Annotated in this window: 21 protein-coding genes; 14 read left to right on the top strand and 7 right to left on the bottom strand. The window is 56.5% G+C overall.

From position 1 onward, the window contains the following. Positions 1–72: 72 nt before the first annotated feature. Complete coding sequence (locus tag F6Y09_RS01315; RefSeq protein WP_152205123.1) at positions 73–1,077, bottom strand: metalloregulator ArsR/SmtB family transcription factor; 1,005 nt, start codon at positions 1,075–1,077, stop codon at positions 73–75. Positions 1,078–1,315: 238 nt separating this feature from the next. Between F6Y09_RS01315 and tkt the strand changes: the two genes are divergently transcribed. The 6 genes from tkt (at position 1,316) to F6Y09_RS01285 (ending at position 8,379) form a co-directional block, all read left to right on the top strand. Beyond that, on the top strand, positions 1,316–3,316 hold the full coding sequence (gene tkt, locus F6Y09_RS01310) for a transketolase (protein WP_152205122.1): 2,001 nt from the start codon (positions 1,316–1,318) through the stop codon (positions 3,314–3,316). Further along, entirely contained in the window at positions 3,316–4,371 is a 1,056-nt protein-coding gene (gap, locus tag F6Y09_RS01305; protein ID WP_152205121.1) for a type I glyceraldehyde-3-phosphate dehydrogenase, read from the top strand. The genes tkt and gap overlap by 1 nt, the downstream gene beginning before the upstream one ends. An 84-nt stretch (positions 4,372–4,455) precedes the next feature. Next, on the top strand, positions 4,456–5,619 hold the full coding sequence (locus tag F6Y09_RS01300; protein WP_152205120.1) for a phosphoglycerate kinase: 1,164 nt from the start codon (positions 4,456–4,458) through the stop codon (positions 5,617–5,619). 72 nt (positions 5,620–5,691) lie between these two features. Continuing rightward, entirely contained in the window at positions 5,692–6,756 is a 1,065-nt protein-coding gene (gene fba / locus F6Y09_RS01295) for a class II fructose-bisphosphate aldolase (protein WP_152205119.1), read from the top strand. A 185-nt stretch (positions 6,757–6,941) separates the two neighbouring features. Further along, positions 6,942–7,907, top strand: a complete 966-nt coding sequence (locus tag F6Y09_RS01290) for a DnaJ C-terminal domain-containing protein (RefSeq protein ID WP_152205118.1) — start codon at positions 6,942–6,944, stop codon at positions 7,905–7,907. A gap of 136 nt (positions 7,908–8,043) precedes the next feature. Further along, positions 8,044–8,379, top strand: a complete 336-nt coding sequence (locus F6Y09_RS01285; RefSeq protein ID WP_152205117.1) for a chaperone modulator CbpM — start codon at positions 8,044–8,046, stop codon at positions 8,377–8,379. Positions 8,380–8,403: 24 nt separating this feature from the next. On the opposite strand, the gene F6Y09_RS01280 is transcribed toward F6Y09_RS01285, so the two are convergent. Further along, a complete protein-coding gene (locus tag F6Y09_RS01280; RefSeq protein WP_152205116.1) occupies positions 8,404–8,574 on the bottom strand; it encodes a DUF6435 family protein in 171 nt (56 codons plus the stop codon). Positions 8,575–9,009: 435 nt separating this feature from the next. On the opposite strand from F6Y09_RS01280, the gene F6Y09_RS01275 reads away from it, so the two are divergent. Beyond that, a complete protein-coding gene (locus F6Y09_RS01275; protein ID WP_152205115.1) occupies positions 9,010–9,450 on the top strand; it encodes a hypothetical protein in 441 nt (146 codons plus the stop codon). A 52-nt stretch (positions 9,451–9,502) separates the two neighbouring features. Here F6Y09_RS01275 and F6Y09_RS01270 read toward each other — a convergent pair whose 3' ends face one another. Continuing rightward, entirely contained in the window at positions 9,503–10,480 is a 978-nt protein-coding gene (locus F6Y09_RS01270) for an NAD(P)H-dependent flavin oxidoreductase (protein WP_152205114.1), read from the bottom strand. Between the two features lie 101 nt (positions 10,481–10,581). On the opposite strand from F6Y09_RS01270, the gene F6Y09_RS01265 reads away from it, so the two are divergent. The 5 genes from F6Y09_RS01265 to F6Y09_RS01245 all read left to right on the top strand — a co-directional run bounded on the left by F6Y09_RS01265 (position 10,582) and on the right by F6Y09_RS01245 (position 15,596). Then, positions 10,582–11,316, top strand: coding sequence for a DsbA family protein (locus tag F6Y09_RS01265; RefSeq protein ID WP_152205113.1), 735 nt, complete (start codon positions 10,582–10,584; stop codon positions 11,314–11,316). Positions 11,317–11,422: 106 nt separating this feature from the next. Then, a complete protein-coding gene (locus F6Y09_RS01260; protein ID WP_152205112.1) occupies positions 11,423–12,826 on the top strand; it encodes a DEAD/DEAH box helicase in 1,404 nt (467 codons plus the stop codon). A gap of 17 nt (positions 12,827–12,843) precedes the next feature. After that, a complete protein-coding gene (locus tag F6Y09_RS01255; protein ID WP_152205937.1) occupies positions 12,844–13,674 on the top strand; it encodes a CvfB family protein in 831 nt (276 codons plus the stop codon). An 86-nt stretch (positions 13,675–13,760) separates the two neighbouring features. Then, a complete protein-coding gene (gene trhO, locus F6Y09_RS01250; RefSeq protein WP_152205111.1) occupies positions 13,761–14,759 on the top strand; it encodes an oxygen-dependent tRNA uridine(34) hydroxylase TrhO in 999 nt (332 codons plus the stop codon). Between the two features lie 102 nt (positions 14,760–14,861). Further along, positions 14,862–15,596: a DUF481 domain-containing protein gene (locus tag F6Y09_RS01245; RefSeq protein WP_152205110.1), complete on the top strand. Its 735-nt coding sequence runs from the start codon at positions 14,862–14,864 to the stop codon at positions 15,594–15,596. Here the strand turns inward: F6Y09_RS01245 and F6Y09_RS01240 are convergent. From F6Y09_RS01240 to F6Y09_RS01225, 4 genes are all read right to left on the bottom strand, one after another. Continuing rightward, positions 15,593–17,851, bottom strand: a complete 2,259-nt coding sequence (locus F6Y09_RS01240; RefSeq protein WP_152205109.1) for a glycosyltransferase — start codon at positions 17,849–17,851, stop codon at positions 15,593–15,595. The genes F6Y09_RS01245 and F6Y09_RS01240 overlap by 4 nt on opposite strands. Further along, the gene (locus F6Y09_RS01235; protein WP_152205108.1) at positions 17,848–18,906 is read right to left on the bottom strand and encodes a lysylphosphatidylglycerol synthase transmembrane domain-containing protein; all 1,059 of its coding nucleotides are present in this window, start codon (positions 18,904–18,906) and stop codon (positions 17,848–17,850) included. The genes F6Y09_RS01240 and F6Y09_RS01235 overlap by 4 nt, the downstream gene beginning before the upstream one ends. A gap of 138 nt (positions 18,907–19,044) precedes the next feature. Next, the gene (locus tag F6Y09_RS01230) at positions 19,045–19,821 is read right to left on the bottom strand and encodes a substrate-binding periplasmic protein (protein ID WP_152205107.1); all 777 of its coding nucleotides are present in this window, start codon (positions 19,819–19,821) and stop codon (positions 19,045–19,047) included. A 114-nt stretch (positions 19,822–19,935) separates the two neighbouring features. Further along, positions 19,936–20,601 (bottom strand): GntR family transcriptional regulator, encoded by a 666-nt coding sequence (locus F6Y09_RS01225; RefSeq protein WP_152205106.1) that lies wholly within the window; start codon positions 20,599–20,601, stop codon positions 19,936–19,938. A 163-nt stretch (positions 20,602–20,764) separates the two neighbouring features. On the opposite strand from F6Y09_RS01225, the gene F6Y09_RS01220 reads away from it, so the two are divergent. Beyond that, entirely contained in the window at positions 20,765–21,901 is a 1,137-nt protein-coding gene (locus tag F6Y09_RS01220) for an alkane 1-monooxygenase (protein WP_152205105.1), read from the top strand. Positions 21,902–22,160: 259 nt separating this feature from the next. Then, positions 22,161–22,709: a lactoylglutathione lyase gene (gloA, locus tag F6Y09_RS01215; protein ID WP_152205104.1), complete on the top strand. Its 549-nt coding sequence runs from the start codon at positions 22,161–22,163 to the stop codon at positions 22,707–22,709. Positions 22,710–22,715: the final 6 nt, after the last annotated feature.

Below are 22,715 nucleotides of genomic sequence, written 5' to 3'. Positions count from 1 at the left end.
TCTTCGACCTGGGCGGTTACAAACTGTAATTTCATGTATCAAAATGTTTTGATATTGTTTCCGGACGACGGCTTAACCGCCCCCGGAGGACTTCCAGAACTCCCGAACCTGAACCTGAAAGCCGTTGCGCAGGCCGATGAACAGGGACTCTCCAGCCGTCAGCCCGGCTTCGGTGGCCCAGGCCGTTAATTCTTCCGGCTCAAAGCCAAGCCACAGATCACCGCAATTTTCTGTCGCCCAGTCCTGGTCGTGGCTGCACAGGTCACTGATCACCAGGCATCCGCCGCCGTTCATCAGCGCGGCTGCATCGAGCAGGATGTCTGCAGGGCTGGGAACGTGGTGCAGCACCATATTCGCCACTACCAGGTCAAAAGCATCGCCGCGGTCGAGCAGGGTATCGGTGACCCCTTCGATCAGGTCAACGTTGTTGAGCTTTTCATCGATACAGGTACGGGTGGCCTTCGCCAGCATGTCCCTGGAATTATCCAGTGCCACCACATGGGGGCAGAGCGCTGCCAATACCGGCAGGAACGCGCCTTCACCCGGTCCGATTTCCAGGGCAGATTGCCATTTTTGCTTTTTAGCCCGCTGGCGGAGCAGACTGGCCACTGGCCCGGCGTAGAGTTCAAACGCTGCAATCAGCTCCTGCTGTTCCCGGAACTGCTCCGCATGCCGGGAAAAAAACGCCTGGGACTGCTCAGCCCGCTGGGTACGAATGGCTTCGATTCGTTGCTGGAGATGAGGCGGTAAAGGCAACTGATCCACCATCTCGAAAATCTGCCGGATGGTCTGATCGGCCAGTTTGTCGCTTTCCAGGTTCAGGGGGCGGCGATAGAAAATGGCATTGCCCTCCCGCTGGGGCTCCAGCAGACCAGCCTTGCTCATCACTTTCAGGTGATGGCTCATGCCGGACTGGCGCATATCAAACAGCTGACTTAACTCCAGCACACCAAACGTGTCCCGCCGCAACACCCGCAGAATCTCAAGGCGCAAGGCATCCCCGCTTGCCTTGTAGATCGGTGCCAGGGTGTCCACAGAGAACGGGACAGCAAGATTATTGGGGGCTAGTTGGTTCATAGGCGGAATTGTAGAGGGGGTTTGCAGCGCGATCAATAGCAATATCAAAAAAAATTGATATAGTTATCGGGCCGGCTTCAGTTGATGCTTCTTTTATAGGGTCTCGGCAATCCACAAGGTTTTTCGTGTCAGTCTTATTTGCTCCAGTGGTCACTAATCGGCGAAAATACGCGCCTTAATTTTGAACAGTGTCCTTTTGGCACTTCAATTCGTGCAGTTGTCAGTGGAGAAATCTTTGATGCCATCTCGTAAAGAACTTGCCAACGCCATTCGCGCGCTCAGCATGGATGCGGTACAGAAGGCGAAATCAGGGCACCCCGGTGCGCCGATGGGGATGGCGGACATCGCCGAGGTTCTGTGGAACGATTACCTGAGCCACAACCCCGCCAACCCGGACTGGGCCAACCGCGACCGCTTTGTGCTGTCCAATGGCCACGGTTCCATGCTGCAATATTCTTTGCTGCACCTCAGCGGGTACGACCTCTCCATTGATGACATCAAAAACTTCCGCCAGCTTCACTCCCGCACCCCGGGCCACCCGGAATACGGTTATACGCCGGGGGTTCAGACCACCACCGGCCCGCTGGGCCAGGGCATCGCCAACGCGGTCGGTTTTGCGATTGCGGAGAACGGTCTCGCGGCTCAGTTCAACCGCCCGGGACACGAGATCGTGGACCACTACACCTACGGATTCCTCGGCGATGGCTGCCTGATGGAAGGGATTTCCCACGAAGTCTGTTCCCTGGCCGGCACACTGGGCCTGGGCAAGCTGATCTTCTTCTATGACGACAACGGCATCTCCATTGACGGCGACGTTGAAGGCTGGTTCACCGACGACACCCCCAAACGTTTTGAATCCTACGGCTGGCAGGTCATTCCGGCAGTTGACGGCCACGATGCCGGTGCCGTCCGAGCCGCCATCGAGACGGCCCGCGCAAACACCACCCAGCCCACCATGATCTGCTGCAAGACCATCATTGGTTTTGGCGCACCCAACAAGCAGGGCACCGAGAGCTGTCACGGCGCGCCGCTGGGAGACGACGAAATTGTCGCAGCCCGTGAGAACCTGGGCTGGAAGCATGGCGCGTTTGAGATTCCCAGTGAAATCTATGCCAAGTGGGACGCCAAAGAGAAGGGTGCCTACGCCCAATCTGCCTGGGACAAGCAGTTCGCCGCCTATGAAAAGGCCGAGCCTGAACTGGCTGCCGAATTCAAGCGCCGCATGGCGGGTGACCTGCCGGCAGACTTCGCCGGCAAAGCCGGAGCCTACATCCGGGAATGCCAGGCCAAAGGCGAAACCATCGCCAGCCGCAAAGCCTCACAGAATACCCTGAACGCCTACGGCCCGCTGTTACCGGAATTGCTGGGCGGGTCCGCAGACCTGGCCGGTTCCAACCTGACCATCTGGAGCGACAGCAAGGGCGTTTCAAAAGCGGACGCTGGCGGCAACTACATCTATTACGGTGTGCGTGAGTTCGGTATGGCCGCCATCATGAACGGCATCGCCCTGCACGGTGGTTTTGTGCCTTACGGCGCGACCTTCCTGATCTTCATGGAATACTGCCGTAACGCTGTGCGTATGGCCGCACTGATGAAGCAACGTACCATCATGGTGTTTACTCACGACTCCATCGGTCTGGGCGAAGACGGTCCGACCCACCAGCCGGTTGAGCAATTGGCCAGCCTGCGCACCACCCCGAATATGAGTGTCTGGCGTCCGGCGGATGCGGTGGAATCAGCGGTGGCGTGGAAAGCAGCACTGGAGCGCAAGAACGGGCCGTCGGCGCTGGTCTTCTCGCGTCAGGCATTGCCTCACCAGGAGCGCGACGAGGAGCAGTTGTCCGGTGTCGCCAAAGGCGGTTATATCCTGTCTGACAGCAAAGGCACCCCGGATCTTATTTTCATCGCCACGGGCTCTGAAGTGGGCCTGGCCCAGGATGCTGCGACTGCACTGCGAGAGCAGGGCCGCAAAGTCCGGGTCGTTTCAATGCCGTCGACGGATGTTTTTGATGCCCAGAGCGCCAAGTACAAGCAGCACGTGCTGCCCCTGGACGTGACCAATCGTGTCGCGATCGAAGCGGCCATTGAGGACTACTGGTACAAGTATGTGGGTCTGGACGGTCGTGTGGTCGGCATGAGCACTTTTGGCGAATCAGCGCCTGCCGATGAGCTGTTCAAGGAGTTCGGCTTCACGGTTGATAATGTGATTTCGGTTGCACAGGACTTGCTGGACGCCTGATGGCTGCTTACAGGACACCCTTTCGGGTTGCCATTAACGGCTACGGACGCATTGGTCAGTGTGTGTTGCGGGCGCTTTACGAAAACGGCTTCCGCGAACACTTGCAGGTGGTGGCAATCAATGAGTTGTCGGATATCGACACCATTGCGCACCTTACCCGTTATGATTCTACCCATGGCCGGTTTCAGGGCGATGTGCAGGTCGATGATGAAACGTTGGTGATCAACGGTGACCGCATTGAGGTGGTCAGCCAGGCTGACCCGTCTCACTTGCCCTGGGGCCTGCTCGGAATAGACCTGGTACTGGAGTGCTCGGGAGCTTTTACCGAACGCGCGATGGCGGAAGTCCATCTGGGTGCCGGAGCCAAACGATTGCTGTTTTCCCAGCCGGCGGAGCCGGATGTGGACCGTACGGTGGTGTTCGGCATCAACGAAGCCGACCTGTTGAATACAGACCGGATCGTATCGAGTGCGTCCTGTACCACCAACTGCATTGTACCGGTCATCAAGGTTCTGGATGAGGCTTTCGGGGTAGAGCACGGCAGCACGACCACGATCCACGCCGCGATGAATGACCAGCCGGTCATCGACGCCTACCATCACCAGGATCTGCGGCGCACCCGCAGCGCCATGCACAACATTGTGCCGGTGGATACCGGGCTGGCGAAAGGCATCGAGCGTCTGCTGCCTGGCATGCAGGGACGGTTCAGTTCGGTCGCCATGCGGGTGCCGACCATGAACGTGTCGGCGATTGACATGACGGTGAATGTCCGTGCGGCCACCACCGTGGCGGAGGTTAACGCCCTGTTGCGCAAAACGGCCGCCGCGGGTCCGCTGCGGGGTATTCTGGGTTACACCGACGAGCTGCTGGCCAGTTCTGATTTCAACCATGATCCGCGTTCGGGCATAGTTGATGGGGGCCAGACCCGGGTCACCGGCGAGCGCATGGTCAAGGTGCTGTGCTGGTTTGATAACGAGTGGGGTTTTGCCAATCGCATGCTGGACGTCAGTCGCAGCTGGCTGGCGGCCGGGGAGCAGTCCCTGTCGCCGCACTGACCAGCCGGCCAGGACAGGCGTTTGCCAGTTCTCTGGAAGCGGGGGTATTTCAATCCTCAACATCTATAAAGGAAGGACAGCCTGATGACCATCAAGAAAATGACTGATCTGGACCTCGCCGGTAAGCGCGTACTGATCCGGGAAGACCTGAACGTGCCCATCAAGGATGGCAATGTGACCAGTGATGCCCGCATCCGCGCATCCCTTGAAACGATCAAATCGGCCAGAGATGCCGGTGCGAAAGTCATGTTGATGTCTCACCTGGGGCGTCCGGAAGAGGGGGTTTTTGATGAAGCCTCCTCTCTGCAGCCAGTGGCTGACTACCTGTCAGGCCTGCTTGGTCAGACCGTACGGCTGGTAAAGGACTATCTTGACGGCGTTGATCATCTGGCGGACGGTGACGTTGTGCTGTTCGAGAACGTGCGCTTCAACAAGGGCGAGAAGAAAGACGATGAAGCCCTCGCGAGGAAGTACGCCGCCTTGTGCGATGTCTTCGTGATGGACGCTTTCGGCACGGCTCATCGCGCCCAGGCCTCGACTCACGGAGTTGCGAAGTTCGCCCCGGAAGCTTGCGCCGGCCCATTGCTGGCCCGCGAGCTGGACGCCCTCGGCAAGGCTCTGGACAATCCCGCCAAGCCAGTGGTGGCCATAGTCGGAGGCTCCAAGGTATCTTCCAAGCTGGACGTTCTGACGGCACTCTCCGGCACCTGTGATCAGTTGATTGTTGGCGGCGGTATTGCCAACACTTTCCTCGCTGCCGCCGGACATCCGGTGGGCAAGTCTTTGTGTGAACACGAGTTGCTGGACACCGCCCGTGAAATTTCCTCCAGGGTCGATATTCCGTTACCGGTCGATGTGGTGGTGGCCAAGGAGTTTTCCGAGGATGCCAAAGCGACCATCAAGAACATCAGCGACGTAGCCGACGACGACATGATTCTGGATGTCGGCCCCCGGACCGCCGGTGAATTTGCCCAGTTGCTGAAAGCCGCCAAAACCATACTGTGGAACGGGCCGGTCGGGGTATTCGAGTTTGAGCAATTCGGCAATGGCACCCGAGCTCTGGCCGATGCCATTGCGGAAAGTCCGGCGTTCTCTTTGGCCGGTGGCGGTGATACCGTGGCCGCCGTCGACAAATATGGAATCAGCGACAAGATTTCCTATATCTCAACGGGAGGCGGTGCATTCCTTGAGTTTGTGGAGGGTAAAACCCTGCCTGCCGTCGCAATCCTGGAACAACGCGGCGCTTGAGCGTCGATGTGCGGGTAGGGCCTGGCCCCGCCTGATAACAGTATGCTTACTGAATAACTGAGGAGATTTCCCATGGCCCTGATATCCATGCGCCAATTGCTGGATCACGCCGCGGAGCACGGGTACGGTGTGCCCGCGTTTAACGTCAACAACCTTGAGCAAATGCGCGCCATCATGGAGGCTGCCGATAAAACAGACTCTCCGGTGATTGTTCAGGCATCTGCTGGTGCCCGCAAATACGCAGGTGGGCCTTTCCTGCGGCACCTGATTTTGGCCGCAATTGAGGAGTTTCCTCATATCCCGGTAGTCATGCATCAGGACCACGGCACCAGCCCCGCGATTTGCCAGCGTTCTATCCAACTGGGTTTCAGTTCAGTGATGATGGACGGCTCCCTGGGGGAAGATGGCAAAACACCGACGGATTACGAATACAACGTTGATGTCACCCGCCGGACCGTTGACATGGCTCACGCCTGTGGTGTGTCGGTTGAAGGTGAGCTTGGTTGCCTGGGTTCTCTTGAAACCGGACAGGCCGGTGAAGAAGACGGCGTCGGTGCCGAAGGCATTCTGGACCACAGTCAGATGCTGACCGATCCTGAGGAAGCGGCGGACTTCGTCAAGCGGACCCAGGTTGATGCCCTGGCGATTGCCATTGGCACCAGCCACGGAGCCTACAAGTTCACCAGGCCACCGACCGGGGACATCCTGGCGATCGATCAGATCAAGGCGATTCACAAGCGTATTCCTGATACCCATCTGGTCATGCACGGCTCAAGCTCCGTGCCTCAGGAGTGGCTCAAGATCATTAATGAATTTGGTGGAGAGATTCCCGAGACCTACGGCGTGCCGGTAGAAGAGATTGTCGAAGGGATCAGGCATGGCGTTCGCAAGATCAACATTGACACCGACCTTCGCCTGGCCAGCACAGGGTCGATTCGCAGATTCCTGGCGCAGAACCCGGCGGAATTTGATCCGCGCAAATACCTGAAGGAATCCATGAAAGCCATGACAGACGTCTGTCTGGCACGCTACGAAGCGTTCGGGACCGCTGGTAATGCAAGCAAGATAAAAGTCATCAACCTGGAAGACATGTTTGGCCGCTATGAGCGCGGTGAACTGAACCCGAAAGTGAACTGATTCTTCCCGTCCCCGGTTTCTGCGACGCCCCGGCCTTGGCCGGGGCGTCGTTCATTTCCTGATCCTGATCAAACACCCCGCCTGCCTTACCTTGTATTCTCAAGCATCGCATCAATTATATGGGTATTGAAAAATGTCGCTCAAGGCCTTGTCTGGCTTGAGTTATTAACGGATGCGAGGGAATAATGGACTTCAAAGATTATTACGCTGCCCTTGGGGTGAGCGAATCAGCGCCGCCTGAGGAGATCAAAAAAGCCTATCGTAAGCTGGCGCGGAAGTATCATCCGGATATCAGCAAGGAAACCAACGCTGAAGCCAAGTTCAAGGATGTTGGCGAAGCCTACGAAGTATTGAAAGATCCGGAAAAACGCGCAGAGTACGACCAGATCCGGAAATACGGCGCCCGCTCCGACGGCTCTTTCGAGCCGCCTCCGGGTTGGCAGAGTGCCTCGAATTTTGGTGGTGGCGGTTACACCGAAGCCGATGCCGGACAGTTCAGTGATTTCTTCGAATCCATCTTCGGCGGAGCAGGGCGTGGTTCTCGCCAGCCTGGCGGGCAGGGTTTCCGACATAACATGCGGATGCGCGGAGAGGACGTTCACGCCCGGCTGGCACTGTTCCTCGAGGAAGCCTACAACGGCTGCGAAAAGCAGGTGCAGTTCGACGTGACCGAAGCTGATGCTCAGGGCCGAATCGTCCGGCGGCGCAAAACCCTGAATGTGAAAATTCCCGCTGGCATGACCAGCGGCCAGCACATCCGGCTCAAGGGCCAGGGTTCGCCAGGAATCGGCGGGGGCAGTGCGGGCGACCTGTTTATCGAAGTGGAACTCGCCCCTCATCCGTTGTTCGCTGTGAACGGCCGTGATCTTACCATGACGCTACCGATCACCGCCCCGGAGGCAGCCCTTGGCGCCTCCATCAAGGTGCCTACGCTGGGCTCTGCAGTCAACCTGAAGGTACCCAAAGGCGCCACCAGCGGTCAGAAGCTTCGCCTCAAGGGCAAGGGTTTGCAAGGCAAGCACCCCGGCGATCAGATTGTGGTTCTGCAGGTCGCGATGCCGAAGCATCACACTGAAAAGGCGCAAGCCTTGTATCAGCAACTGGCGGAGGAAGAGAAATCGTTTCATCCCCGCAGCCACTTGCCGACCTGACAGCTGTGCACTTTAAGTGAAGAGGTTCTGGGCGAGCGTATTGTGAGGAAGGCTATTGCGAGGAAGAAAGTTCCGGGGGCGCGCGTGATCAGGGAGCGTGGACAGAGAGGAAGACAGTTACAGGTGGAGAGAACCGATGAAAAAAAACCGTTCAATACTGGAAGCAGACACTATCGGCACAACCACATTCACCTTGCGTGAACTCTGCGAACATGGGGAAGTGCACGCAGAGTTTGTGATCAAGCTGGTCAATTACGGGGTTATCGATCCCATCGACGGCGGAGATGCACACCGGTGGTCGTTTGATTTACCCGCCCTGGCCCGGCTACGAAAAGCCCAGCGTCTGCAGCGGGATCTGAGGCTGAACCTGCCCGGCCTCGCCATGTCACTGGAACTTCTGGACGACGTCACGGAACTCCGACGGGAGGTAGAGCGCCTCAACCAACTGTTGGCGCAGCTGACTCGGGAATAGCTTTTCCCGGTTTATTCCTACCCGTTATTTCTTGTCCATTTCCTGCAGTCTGGCATACATCGCTTCAGCCTCTTCCATCAGCGTGGCGTAGGTTCGGAGGTCCCCGTTCCTCTGATAATGCAGGGCCTCCGTCAGCTTCTTTTCATATTCTTTCTGCAGTTTCTTGCGTGGATCACCCTTCAAAAATCCCAGCATTTTTTACGCCCGTTTTGTGAGTTTGTTCAGAACCTTACGTCACTCCGACTGGAAAGTTCATAAATCTTTCATAACCCGATGCTCTGGCCAAACGGGTGAATGACGATAAAGCACGATCAATAAAGCTACTCAGTCAAGCTTACCCTCGTGGGATTGACAAGGGTGAGGAGGGTGACGAATGTGAAGAGAAAGTAATAAAAGGCACCCTCGATGTCCTAACAGGTGTTACCATCAGCGCCCTCGGCCTTGAGCTCCCCTCCGGCAGCCGATGATCGCGGGCCGGGGTTTGTCTCCGGCTACGAACTGATCCTGAATCGACTATGGGAATGCAGTCCCAAATATGATTGAGTCTGACGCCAAATCTTTTTATCGCGTTCTTGCGCGGATACTACGACCTCGGGCGCGATTGCTCCTGAGGTACGGTGAGAGTGAATCATGACAGCGGTGTTCCATCGCTATGGATTCCAAAGCTGGGAGACCACTGAACTGGTCGAACTGCTGTTATCCCCGGACGCCAGGGAAGTACTCAACAGCTGGTTAACGGATACCAGATTTCTGGATGATAACCTTGAGCCGGCGCTGCTGCCATTGTCGGAAGACGGCGGCACCGGACTGCTTAACCTGGTTATTCGCACTGGCAAAGGGTTCGCTCCCGCCAGACTACTTGATGAGTTGCTGAATTCCGGCTTGGTCGAGCAGGCCACTATGGGGTTCTTCCTGCTGAGACGATCAGCTTATATGCCAAGCCCTCTGGGGCAGCAAAAAGGCATCGAGCAAGACATCACTCCCGGTCGGCCGGGGAATCCCGGTAACCGCTCCGGCTACCGGACACGGCACACTGACGGTGAGTTCTGGACAACAAACGAGCATACCTGAAGGGAGACGGAACGATAAGGCCGGAAAGTTCTGAATCCCTTCGTCCTATGGACTAGAAATCGCTTGCGGCTATCAACTGTTCCCTCGCAACCCGGTATTCACCGGTCAGCCGTTCCACTAGCTCCCTCACCGGCACCACGTCGACGATCTCACTCACACCTTGCCCGGCGGACCAGACGGTTTTCCAGGCCTTGGCTTCGTCATCAACGGGTTTGAGTTTATCGCCGTAGTTCATCTCGGCCGCTTCATGAAGCTTGTCCATGGGATAGCCAGCGGCTTCCAGGCTCTGGCGCATAAAGCTGGCGGGCACGCCCGAAACCGCCGGGGTATGAATGATGTCGCCGGATACCGCTTCGATAACCATGGCCTGATAGGCCGGTTCGGCCTGGGACTCGGTGGTGTTGATAAAGCGGGTGCCCATGTAGGCGAGGTCGGCGCCCATGGCCTGGGCCGCCAGGATGTCTTCTCCGTGGGATAGCGCGCCCGCCAGCAGAATAGTGCCATCGAACACCGCCCGGATTTCATGGACCAGCACAATCGGGTTAACCGTGCCAGCGTGGCCGCCGGCGCCCGCGGCTACCGCAATCACGCCATCAACGCCTGCTTCGGCTGCCTTGCGGGCATGCTTCTGGTTGGTGACATCATGAAAAACCAGGCCGCCATAGCCGTGAACGGCTTCAACCACCTGGCTGGCGGCGCCCAGGGAGGTAATGATAATGGGTACTTTATGCTGTGCGCAGAGTTCCAGGTCGGCCTGCCAGCGCGGGTTGGTTTTATGGACGATGAGGTTGACGGCATAAGGCGCCGCGGACTTGTCCGGATGGGCCTTGTTGTAGGCCTCCAGCTCCGTGTTCATGGTCACCAGCCATTCTTCCAGGCCCTCACTGGTGCGCTGGTTGAGGGCGGGAAAACTGCCGACAATACCGGCTTTGCAGCAGGCCAGGGCCATTTCAGGGCCTGAGATCAAAAACATCGGGGCGGCAATCAGCGGCAGTGAAAGCCGGTTTTTCAAAGAGGAAGGGACTGACATAGTAGCTCCTGTTAGTATGGGTCCCGGAACTTTTCCAGGCCGCCTGAATATCAGCGTGTTCTGATAGTAGCCTCTTAAGTAATGAATCAAAAGGAGTCCCCATGGGCGAAGCAAAACGTCGTAAAGAGACCGGCACCCCGGCCCCTAAAACCAAAGTCGAAAAAAAGAAGCCACTGTGGGTCAGCGCCGGTGTTTCTGCGTTTGCGGTCATTCTGGTGATCGTCTTTTTTGCCACGCGGCCGCCGTCCCAGGACTCCGATTCTCTACCAAAAGCGGCGGAAAACGCCGGAGACTTTCCCGCCCAGCTGGATCAGTACGGGGTGTCGGTGGGAGCTGAAAATGCCCCCGTCGTGGTGCGTGAGTTTGCCGATTACCAATGCCCGGCCTGTGCGCAATTTTCCAGCGCGAGCCAGCGCTTGAAAACAGAATTTGTGGAATCCGGCGATGTGCGGTTTGTGTATTACGACCTGCCGTTGCGCCAGCATGAAAACGCTGTACCAGCCGCGCTGGCAGCCCGGTGTGCCGGTGACCAGAACGCCTACTGGCCCATGCACGATAAGCTGTTTGACAACCAGTCCGAGTGGAGTGCCACCGATTCCGCAGTGGATATGTTTACCCGCTACGCGGGGGATCTGGAGCTGGACGAACGACGTTTTAGAAACTGCATGACATCGGAGCTTCATCTTGAGGCCGTCAACCGCAGTCGTGAAGTGGCAACGCAGCTTCGGGTCACCAGTACCCCTACCGTTATGGTGGATAACATTCGCCTGACTCAACCGGGTTGGGGCCAGCTCTCGGCAGTGGTCAAGCGGGAATTGGCCAACGCCGGGCAATAGTCGCAGTATCCCTTACGCGAACAGCCGGTAAAACCCGTATAATCGCACCTATTGTGGCCGCCCCGGAGACCCGGGGTGGCCTGTACGCATCTTTCAGGGTTTTATCATGTCTTTTGCCGCGCTCCAGTTATCCGAACCTTTGCTTCAGGCCATTGAAGAGCGTGGTTACAAGCAGCCTTCGCCAATCCAGTTACAGGCAATCCCCGGAATTCTTCAGGGCCGCGATATGCTGGCGGCCGCGCAGACCGGCACCGGCAAAACTGCCGGCTTCACCTTACCGTTGTTGCATCGCCTCGAACATGGTGAGCCGGTTCGCAGCAATTCTGTAAGAGCGCTGATCCTTACCCCCACCCGTGAACTGGCAGCCCAGGTTGGCAGCAGCGTCGCGCTGTATGGTCGTTACATGGAACTGACCGCGGAAGTGGTTTACGGCGGGGTGCGCATCAATCCGCAAATGATGAAGCTGCGCAAGGGTGTGGACATCCTGGTGGCCACTCCGGGACGCCTGTTGGACCTTCACCGCCAGAACGCGGTGCGCTTTGATCAACTCGAAGTGCTGATCCTCGATGAAGCAGACCGGATGCTGGACCTGGGTTTTATTACCGATATCCGGAAAATACTTGATCTGTTGCCCGCCAAGCGCCAGAACCTGCTGTTCTCGGCCACACTGTCGGCAGACATCCGCACCCTGGCTCGCGGTTTTATGGAGCATCCGCTGGAAGTGGATGTCAGCCCGAAGGAACTGGCCGCCGTTACCGTTCAGCACAACCTCCACCCGGTGGACAAAAAGCGCAAGGGCGAGCTTCTGAGCCACCTGATTCGCTCCCGTGGCTGGTTTCAGGCGCTGGTCTTTGTCAAAACCAAAAAGGGCGCAGACCAGCTGGTAAAAGAGCTCCATGCCGATGGCATCTCCTGTACCGCGATCCACGGTGACCGGTCCCAGGCCATGCGCAACAAGGCCCTGGAGGATTTCAAATCCGGCAAAATAGGTATTCTGGTGGCCACCGATGTGGCGGCGCGGGGCCTGGATATCGAGAGTCTGCCGCTGGTGGTGAACATGGATCTGCCCAAGGTGGCGGAAGACTACATCCACCGTATCGGTCGTACCGGTCGTGCCGGCAGTAAAGGCCGTGCCGTCTCCCTGGTGAGTCATGATGAAGTGGTTGAATTGCGCGGGATCGAGCGGTTGCTCAAGAAGAAGATAGTCCGCGATTTCATCAATGGCTTCGAGCCAGAACACAATGTGCCGGTTTCCCCCGAGCCCACTGCGAAACTGAAAAAGACCACCAAGCCCAAAAAGCCCAAGCGGCCGAAGCTGTCCCCCGGTAAACTCAGGGCGAAGAAGGTAGCTGCGGGTAAGGCGGCAGGCAAGGCGGGCAAGGCAGGCAAGAGCGGTGCTCCCAGCGCCAGGACATCCGGCCAGGGCAAGCCCTCCGCCAAGCCGCCAGGCCGTCGTCCACCGAATCCGGGCAAACGCCCCGCGCCCGCAGACACCACGACAACTGAATGATGACCACCGGAGCTACTATGATCGACGTTGGGCGCTATGCTCGTTTGAAGGTCTCACGTATCGAGGACATCGGCGCCCGGCTGGAGGCCGGTTCGATGGGCGAGCTGCTACTGCCGACCAAGTACGTCCCCGCTGATTGCAAACCGGGTGACAAGCTGATGGTGTTTGTGTCACTGGACTCGGAAGACCGCCCGATTGCCACCATGGAAAAGCCCAAGGCTCAGGTTAATGAGTGCGCGTGGCTGAAAGTGGTGTCGGTTTCTGACGTGGGAGCCTTCCTTGACTGGGGGTTGTCAAAAGATCTGTTCGTGCCGTTCTCCGAGCAGGGCGTGAAGATGCAGGAGGGTCGCTCCTACCTGGTGTATATCTATGAAGACAACACCGGCCGCCTGGCGGCAACCACCAGACTCAACCGCTTTATAAAAGATAGGGCCGAAGGCCTGTCAGACAACGATGAAGTGAACCTGGTGATCGCCGACACCACGGACCTTGGTGTAAAAGCTGTGATCAATCACGAGTTCTGGGGCTTGCTTTACCACGATCAGCTCTTCAAACCCGTGCGCAAGGGTCAGTCCCATGCCGGTTATGTCAGGCGTATCCGACAGGATGGCAAGGTCGAGCTGAGCCTCTACCAGCCCGGGTACGGCAAGGTCAGTGAATTCGCTGAGTCGATCATTGATGCCCTCAAGGCCAGCAATGGTTTTCTGCCGCTGAATGACAAGAGCGCTCCGGAAGCGATCTACTCCACCTTCAATGTCAGCAAGGGCGTGTTCAAGCAAGCCATCGGCGCACTGTACAAAAAGCACCTGATCCTGATCGAGAAAGAAGGCATCCGCTTGATTGAATAAACCCATCGGTTAAAATTTGACCGCTGCCGTGAGGCAGCCCAACAAACCATGCTCCGGATTTACGGTCCGGCCCGCAGGAGAAAACCATGAACGACGTTGTTGTCTGCGCACTCTACAAGTTCGCAGTGCTGAATGATTTCAAGTCCCTTCGCCAGCCCCTGATCGATTTGATGCAGCAGCACCAGGTCTGCGGCACGCTGTTGCTCGCCCGAGAAGGCATCAATGGCACAATTGCCGGAAGCCGCCAGGGTATCGATACCATCAAGCACTGGCTGGCCAGCGATGACCGATTTGAAGGCATCGACTTCAAGGAATCCCTGGTGGATATCCAGCCGTTCAAGCGCACCAAGGTCAAACTCAAGAAAGAAATTGTCACCATGGGCGTCGATGGCATCGATCCGCGCCGTATTGTGGGTACCTACGTTCAACCCAGAGACTGGAACACGCTGATTTCAGACCCCGAGGTGCTGGTGATCGACACCCGTAACCAGTATGAAGTGGAGATCGGCAGTTTCCGGAACGCCGTTAATCCTGCCACCGACACCTTCCGGGAATTCCCGCAATACGTGAAAGAGCACCTCGACCCGGACAAGCACAAGAAAGTGGCAATGTTCTGTACCGGCGGCATTCGGTGTGAGAAATCAACCGCCTATCTGAAGGAGCAGGGTTTTGACGAGGTCTACCACCTGCATGGCGGTATTCTGAAATACCTGGAAGAAGTGCCCCAGGAGCAAAGCCTGTGGCAGGGTGAGTGTTTTGTATTCGATGACCGCGTAACGGTGAATCATAACCTGGAACGCGGTGACTTCGACCAGTGCCATGCCTGCCGACGGCCGATCACCGAAGCCGACAAGCAACGCCCGGAGTACGAACAGGGGGTCAGTTGCCATCAGTGTCTGCATGGTTTGACAGAGGAGCAGAAGTCTCGCTTTGCCGAACGGGAGCGGCAAATGCGTCTGGCCCAACAGCGCGGCGAAGTTCACGTGGGCGGAGGTGCGGCCAGACTTATTACTGAAAAAAAGGCGGCAAAGCAGACACAGCGTGCGTTACAGGCCCGCAAAAGCCTGGCGGGGGAGCGCCGCTGAGAGGGTGGGTGGTATCTGAGGGCATTTGTTAAGCGTAACGATCATGGTACAACCGCGCGGCGTATCAGAACGTTGTGTTTAATAATCCCCTAAGGAGATGCTATGCAGTTCTCAAAAGTGACGGCCTGCCTGCTGGCGGTTGGTTCTTCTGTCGCGCTTGCGCAGTCTGGCGATCGTGACTGGACCGGCGAAGCAGAGCTTGGTGTGCTGGTGACTTCCGGCAATACCGAGGAAACCAACATCAATGGCCGTCTTGGAATGGTCCATGAAGTGGCGCGCTGGCGGAATCTGCTTGAACTGCGCACCCTGTACTCCAAAGCCGATGGCGAAACTACGGCGGAGCGCTACGCCACTTCTGCTGAAACCAATCTGAAGTTTAATCAACGCCAGTACCTGTTCCTGCGTGGCGCATACGATGATCAGCGCTTTTCCGGCTACGACTTTCAGTCTTCGGCCACCACCGGTTACGGTAACCGGGTTTGGGAGCTGGGAGAGCGTTCTTTTCTGGATCTCTCGGTGGGTGGTGGTTACCGCTTCAACAAACTGAAAGAGCCGGACGAGGACGGTTCCAGGGATGAAGAGGAAGCTATTGTCCGGCTGGCCGCTCAATTTGATTATGCCTTCTCGGATAACGCGCTCTTTCGTCAGAAACTCGGTTCAGAGATAGGTCTGGATGAGAACAACGTCATAACCCAGTCTGAGACCTCATTACAGGCCACCGTCGTGAACGACCTTTCGATGAAAGTGGCTTTCAGGGTCAAGGACGTATCTGACGCGCCCGCGGGCAACGAAAATACGGATACGGAAACATCACTTTCGCTGCTATACGGGTTCTAATCCGTCGCCAGCGGTTTATTTTTTTTAGCTTTGGCAGCGCGCTGCTGTTTGGCCTTGGCGGCGAGGACGGTGCCGTAAATGACTTTTACATCCCGGGCAAATTGCTCAATGGAATAATCCCTGGCAAACGCCAGTGCATTGTCAGACAGGGTCTTTCTAAGGCTTTCATCAGCCAGCAGGCTGGCAATGCAATCCCGCCACTGGTCACGGTTCTCCGGTGTCTTGTAGCCATTGAACCCGTGCCGGACCACATCATCAATTCCGCTCGACCGCACCGCCACCACCGGCAAGCCAGCGGCCATGGCTTCTAGGATGACCATGCCCTGGGTTTCTGATTTGGAGGCAAAAAGAAAGATGTCCCCCAACCGATAATAGGTCGCCATGTCATCGGGTGGCACTGAGCCCACCAGCGTGACAACCTCTTGCAGACCAAGAGTGTCGATCCGCCTTTGCAGGCGATCCCGCTGGTGTCCCTCGCCAATTATCAGGAACCGGAAGGGCATTCGGGTTTTTGTCTTCAGGCTGGCAATGGCATCGATCATAAAATCGATGTTTTTTTCGTTCGACAACCGGGAGACGCTGATAAAAATGCGTTCGTCGCCCAGCCCGAGTTCAGACCGCAACGTGTTCACCTCCCCCTCTGTCACGCTCTGGAAACGCTCGTATTCAATCCCGGTAGGCTGGATAAAAGTAGGGGATTTTACTCCGATCATGCGCAGGTATTCTTCGGTGGAATAGGTCGGCACGATAACGGCATCGCATTTGTTGGCGAAGCGTTTGATCAGGGCGTGAGAGATCAGGTTGCGGAACAGTGTGCCGGGTAAGGGCACAAAATGGGCGTAGTGTTCAAGCCGTGTGTGGTAGGTGTAAACGGCTGGAATACGAAGACGGTGCGCCACAAAAAGCCCCAGCGAACCCAGCCAGAAAGGGTGGTGAAGGTGAACGATGTCTGGCTTGAAAGCCCTCACCCGTTTTCGGATCCGGCCCAGAAAAATATTGGCTAACCGGAATTCCCGCTTTTCACCCATCGCCAGCAGTGAGGGGACCCGAAGCACATAGTCTTCTTTTTCCGGTTGTTCCTTATAGCGTGGCGCGACCACCAGTGTGGTGTTGCCGGAGGCCTGCAGGCCCCGGCGGAGGCGTTCAATTGAAATCGGCACACCGCCGATAAATGGCAGATAGTTATTGGTAAACATGGCCACACGCAGAGGCTTGTCCAGCCAGGGCGTGGGATCAAGATCGTAGTCCGGGTAATAGTCCTTGCCTACAAACACAATGGCGTACAGCTTGATGGCGATCAGCGTTAATGCGCTGACGATCAATATGAAATTGATATAACCCACGTAAAACAGCGAGTAGATGAAAAACCAGAGGCTCTCCAGCCGCTTGAAAACCGGGTGCTGGCCGATTTCCAGAGGTACAAGCTCGCTGGTGACGGTATCGGCATCCACTGAGACCTTCACGAAGTGGTGAAAACTCACCTCGTTGTTAAGCACAAGCCCACCTGCGCCGCCGGTGGCAATGAACTCCGTACCATAGTGTTGCTGACGGTCGTACTGCGAGATATTGGCGGAGAACGCGGCATCAATGTTGTACTCCCGGATGATGGTGATCAACTCGTCACGAAATCCGGGGGGGTGAAGATAGTCCTCGTCCTCATCGAACAGCACATCTTCGCCACTGCGCATCAGCGGGTGGCCGACAAACAGGAAGGTATGGGCGCTGCCGTTTTGATCCAGAATTTCCCGCAACCAGCGAGTCTGCCAGCGCCAGGGGGTTTTGCTGGTACTGTCGAGAAAGACAAACCGGCTGTTGCCCGCCTGCATGGTGAAAAAATAGGGGCCGAAATGCTCATAGAACCGGAAACTGCCGAAGCTCTCGTACTCGTGCTGCCCGAATGTCAGCAGGTAGGGCATAGCCAGGTAGCTGAGGGTACCCTGAACGGCCCGGTACTTGTCCTCACTGCCACTGCTGACGGCATTGCCGGCAGACACCACAAAATCGACCCCCGCGTTGTTGATCATCGGGATGATCTTGCGCTCGAAGATACCTACGGAGTTATTGATGTTGCCAACAACCGCAAAGCTGAAGGTATCCCGGTCCTCCAGCAGGTTCTGGATGCGGTTGACCTGTTCGGTGTGAATTGCCTTGAAACTGGGTTCAAACAGGTTCAGGTAGGCTTTGTAGCCGATCAGTAAGGTGACAATCAGCACATTCAGATAGAACAGGACTTTCAGTGGATGGCGCCTGATCATTGAGCATCCTTTCTGCCACGGGCAAGTTCCCTTTGAAATATCACAAGCCCGGCAATCATGCCGAGGTAAATCGTCAGCAGACGCCAAGCCACAATCACCAGGATCAGGTGGTTTGCAGACAGTATGTCACGGAAGAAACTCCCGAAAATCCCTTCGGAAATACCCGAGGCGCCCGGGGTCGGGGAGAAGTACATGATAAACGTCGTCACCACCAGCAGGCCGGTGCTGGTCAGGTAATTGACATCGTAATCCAGGCTCGCGATCAGCAGAGCGGGAAAGCTGAACAGGCTGAGCAGGAACACCGCAGTAAACACAATGGACAGCAAAACACTTACCGGTGGTCCGTGCAGATATTCACTGAAACTGTAGGAGAATCTGAGCATTTCCCGCCGGGCTTTGTATTGCCAGCGTTTGTGCCGCCTGGCACTGAGCAGGTGGAAACGGCGTAACCCATGCAACAGCTTCGACAGTGGGCCGATCAGCCAGTGGGTGCGAAACAGTACCACCGCAAAAAAGCTGAGGTAGAGCAGGATGAACGCCGCCAGCGCCAGGCCGATATCCTTGAGGATGGGCTGATTATCGAGCGCGTTCAGGGTAAGCAGGAACACGGGCGTGAGCGAGAAAATAAAAAAGATCGCAAGAACGGTTCGGATGGTGGTGGCCGCAGTCGCCCGGCCAATGGGTACACCATAGCGCTGCAGATACCACACCTGCGCAACACCGCCGCCGGTAGCCATGGGGGTCACGTTGGAAATGAACACATTTATAAACACCAGGCGAAACAACGCCCGGAATGACAGGCTGTGACCGAGCGCCTTGAGGGTGTAATGCAGCCGCAGTCCATCCGATGCAAAATATACCATCAAAAGTGCCACTAAAGCCGCCACAGTGCCGGGCTGGATTAACCGGAAATCAAAGGAAAAGCTCTTACCTGCAAACTGACTGTAAACCGCATATAAGCCTGCGGCTGTCAGTCCGATAAACAGCAGGCTGAAAAAAGTGAGTCGCCGCCAGGCCGTACGCGGCGGCTCAACGATTTCGGTGTAGTCTGTCATGGCGGGCCCGTCGTGATAGGAGCCCGCAGTTTACTGCCTCAGGGAGGGGGGCTGTCCAGTGAACAGCCTGTCAGACGAACTGGTGCAGACGGGGTTTGGCGCCACATGGTGACCGTAAACCATCATCACTTCTTACGACTACTTGGTCAGCACCATGTAGTCGTAAGAAGTGATGATACGGTTCAGTTCGCCGTTTTCTTTCATTTCGGCGAGTTCACGATCAAACAGCTTCACGAAATGGGGCCAGCGCGGAGCAAACATCAGCCGATAGGGCGATTCATTCAACACCATGGGCTCAACCTGAAAGTCGTCGTCCCAGCCGTGCATGCGCATGACCCATTTACCGCTGCGATAGTTGGAAAGCAGCCCATCGAAGCGCTCTGCGCCGGCGAGCCGTCGAAACATGCTGACCTCGTCGTGGAGCTCAAGTCTGGTGATCTCGCCGGATTCAAACAGGGGTTCCAGCATAGGGTAGCTGTAGCCGAGTTGGGTAATGAGAGTCTTACCGGCAAGATCGTTCGGTGATGTCAGATTCAGGGGTTGATCCTTGCGGGTGAACACGACATCCCTGGCAATGGTAACCGGCGCTGTAAACAGGAAGCGATGAGGCTCGTTGGTCCATTCCATGGCACGCATTGTCACATCTACCCGGCCTTCAAGAATAAAGTCATCGACCCGGTTGGTGGGAACCTCGGTTGCTATCACCGAGTAGTCATATTCTCGCGCTATGCGGGAGAGCACATCCCAGAAAATACCGCTGACCGAACCATCATCCTGTTTGATGGTGTAAGGGGGAATACCTCCCATCCCGATGTTGAAAATCAGCTCATCGGCAGGATGGTCGGCAGCCAGGGCCGTGGGAGTCACGCCAAGTGTGAATAAAACTCCAAATAGAATTCCGCTCAGCCGTACCATTTAATCTCATGTCGTTAAAGAATGCATACTTAGTAAAGTACAACTCGCTCCCCGAGCGCAACCACAAACTACTGTAAGTTTGCTTCAGGTCATCCCGGCAGCCTTAGAGTCCGGTCACGGTGTGGCTGCTAATGCCTGATAAATAAGCTTCTTCTGATGGTTGGCAAACCCTGCTACCTGGTTTTCCGCTTCGATAGGGTTGCGGTCTATCACGGCTTTCATGAGTCGGGTGAAGAACTCTCCGGTACGGTCAAGATCCTGGCGATACTTGTCTGCACACAGGTAATACATGCGGCTGACGGCTGGTTTGAAGTTTGCCAGGGCTTCTGTGAGATAGGGGTTGCCCACCAACTCATTGCACATGTCCATCACATCGAAACTGGCCTGGACCATCTCGGACACATCGGTATTGGTGGCTTGCATAGTCTGGATAACTTTACCCACCCGGGTGACCAGGCGCTCCCTGTCCTTCTCCTGCCAGCGCTCGCAGAGCCGCCGGGCCAGCATCATCAACAGGTGCATATAGACGTCATACAGCTCTGAGGCGTGTTCGGCATCCAACTGCGTGGCGCAGGATCCTTTGCGAGGCGTGATGTCGATCAGGTGCCAACGCTCAAGGGTATAGAGCGCCTCCTTGACTGAGGCCCGGCTTACTTTCAGCTCCGCCGCAATCGTGGCTTCGTGTAGCCGTTGCCCGGGTTTTATGGCACCGGTCATGATCCGGTTCGCCAGAAAATTGGTGATCTGCTCGGCCAGTGTATTGGGGATCTGGAAGTCCATGAATGTCCGGGTGCTCGCGTGTGGCCAGTATGTTCACTGAAGTTTAGCACACCAAACGTATTAATTGACGACTGATGTATTGTAGGACAATATTACAAAATGAGACTGTCGCGGACCTGTTCAAGGTCAACGTAAAAAATCATTCCTGCAAGAGAGCAGAGCTATGAATGCCAAAAACCTTTCCCTGCCCCGGGACCCTGTAAGACGTCGCTTGTTGTTGCAGCTCAAGAAATACAGCTATCTGATTGCCATGTTGCCGCTGGCGCTGTCTGGATTACTGCTGGCCGCCGGTGAAGCAACCGGTTTGGTCAACCTGTTCGCCTGGGGCGTGCCCGTTGTGGTGTTCGGTATTATTCCGGTGCTGGACAAGCTGCTGGGGCAGGATTCACTTAACCCGGACGAGCAGGCAGACGTTCCTCAGATGAACAGCGAGCGCTTTTATCAGGTCATGACACTGGGCTGGGTCGCAGGCTTTGTGGTGTTACTGATCTGGGGGCTGCAGGTGCTGGCCTCGGGAATCTTCAGCCTGCCGGGGGCCATCGGTTGGACCTTCTCCATCGGCATTGTCGGAGGCCTGGGCATCAACGTTGCCCACGAACTCATTCATAAAGATGGCAAACTGGAAACCCGGGCGGGCGGTTTTTTGCTGGCGCTGGTGTGCTACGGCGGCTTCAGGGTGGAACATCTGCGGGGCCATCATGTTCATGTCTCCACGCCGGATGATGCTTCCTCCTCCCGCTACAACCAGCCGCTTTACAATTTCCTGCCCCGGGCATACGCCCGCAACTTCATCAACGCCTGGCGCCTGGAAGCCCGGAAACTGGAACGCAAAGGCCTGCCGGCGCTGCACTGGCGCAATGAGCTGATCTGGTGGTACAGCATTTCTGCAGTGGCATTGGCCCTTTGCACCCTTGTCTTCGGCTGGCTGGGCGTGGCTTATTTCCTCGGGCAGAGTTTTATCGCCGTCACACTGCTGGAAATCGTCAACTACCTGGAGCATTACGGCCTCCATCGCCGCATGCTTGAAAACGGCCGATATGAACGGACGGGCCCGGAGCACAGTTGGAACTCCAACTATTTTCTGACCAACGTGTTCCTGTTCCACCTGCAACGCCACAGCGACCACCACGCCCACGCCAGGCGTCGGTACCAGGTGCTGCGCCACCACGAGATTGCTCCGCAACTACCCGCGGGTTACTCGACAATGATTGTGTTGGCGCTGTTCCCGCCCCTGTGGAAAAAAGTGATGAATCCGAGGGTAGAAGCATATTACCAAGGGGAGGAGCATCAGCTGGCATGAACCAATCTCCTCTTAAGCGATAACGCCAATGTTCCATGGGTTCTGGTGGGATCCTCCTCTCCAGACCGTGTATTGCCATGGATGGCAATACCGAGCCTACATGGATGTATTTACGGCGTGTCTGGGGAGGAGGATGCCACCAGAATCCGTTCGGCGAAAAAGCAGTCCTGAAGAAGCCAGCCAGTACGCCCCCTTGAAATCCGCCTAAATCATAAGCATGTATGGAGTTAACCATTCATCCCGCGAGCGGAGTGCAACCATGCATCGCCATTTCGAACAGGCCCCCGGCCTCCACGATGAAAGCGTCCCGGAAACCGAAGGATATGTGTTCAACCAGACCATGCTGAGGATCAAGGACCCGAAACGGAGTCTCGACTTTTACACCCGCATCATGGGCATGCGACTGGTCCGCAAACTCGATTTCCCGGAAATGAAATTCACTCTGTACTTCCTCGCCTACCTTGACGACCGGCAAGCCAGCACCGTGCCAGCGGATGATGCCCACAGAACCACGTTCATATTCGGCCGTGAGGCCATGCTGGAGCTGACCCACAACTGGGGCACGGAGAGCGACGAAACCTTCGAATATCACAATGGCAACGACGAGCCACAGGGCTTTGGCCACATCGGCGTCGCCGTGCCGGATGTCTACAATGCCGCCGACCGCTTTGAAAAACTGGGTGTGGAATTCGTCAAACGCCCGGATGATGGCAAGATGAAAGGCCTGGCCTTTATCAAAGACCCGGACGGTTACTGGATCGAAATCCTGCAGCCGAATATGCTGGAGAAGTTACGGAAAGACAGCTAAAGGGAA

Origin of the sequence: Marinobacter changyiensis, from assembly GCF_009193265.1 — a bacterium.
GTDB lineage: Bacteria > Pseudomonadota > Gammaproteobacteria > Pseudomonadales > Oleiphilaceae > Marinobacter > Marinobacter changyiensis.
Note: the sequence above shows the minus strand (reverse complement) of the source record. Positions and strands in the feature narration are given on the sequence as shown.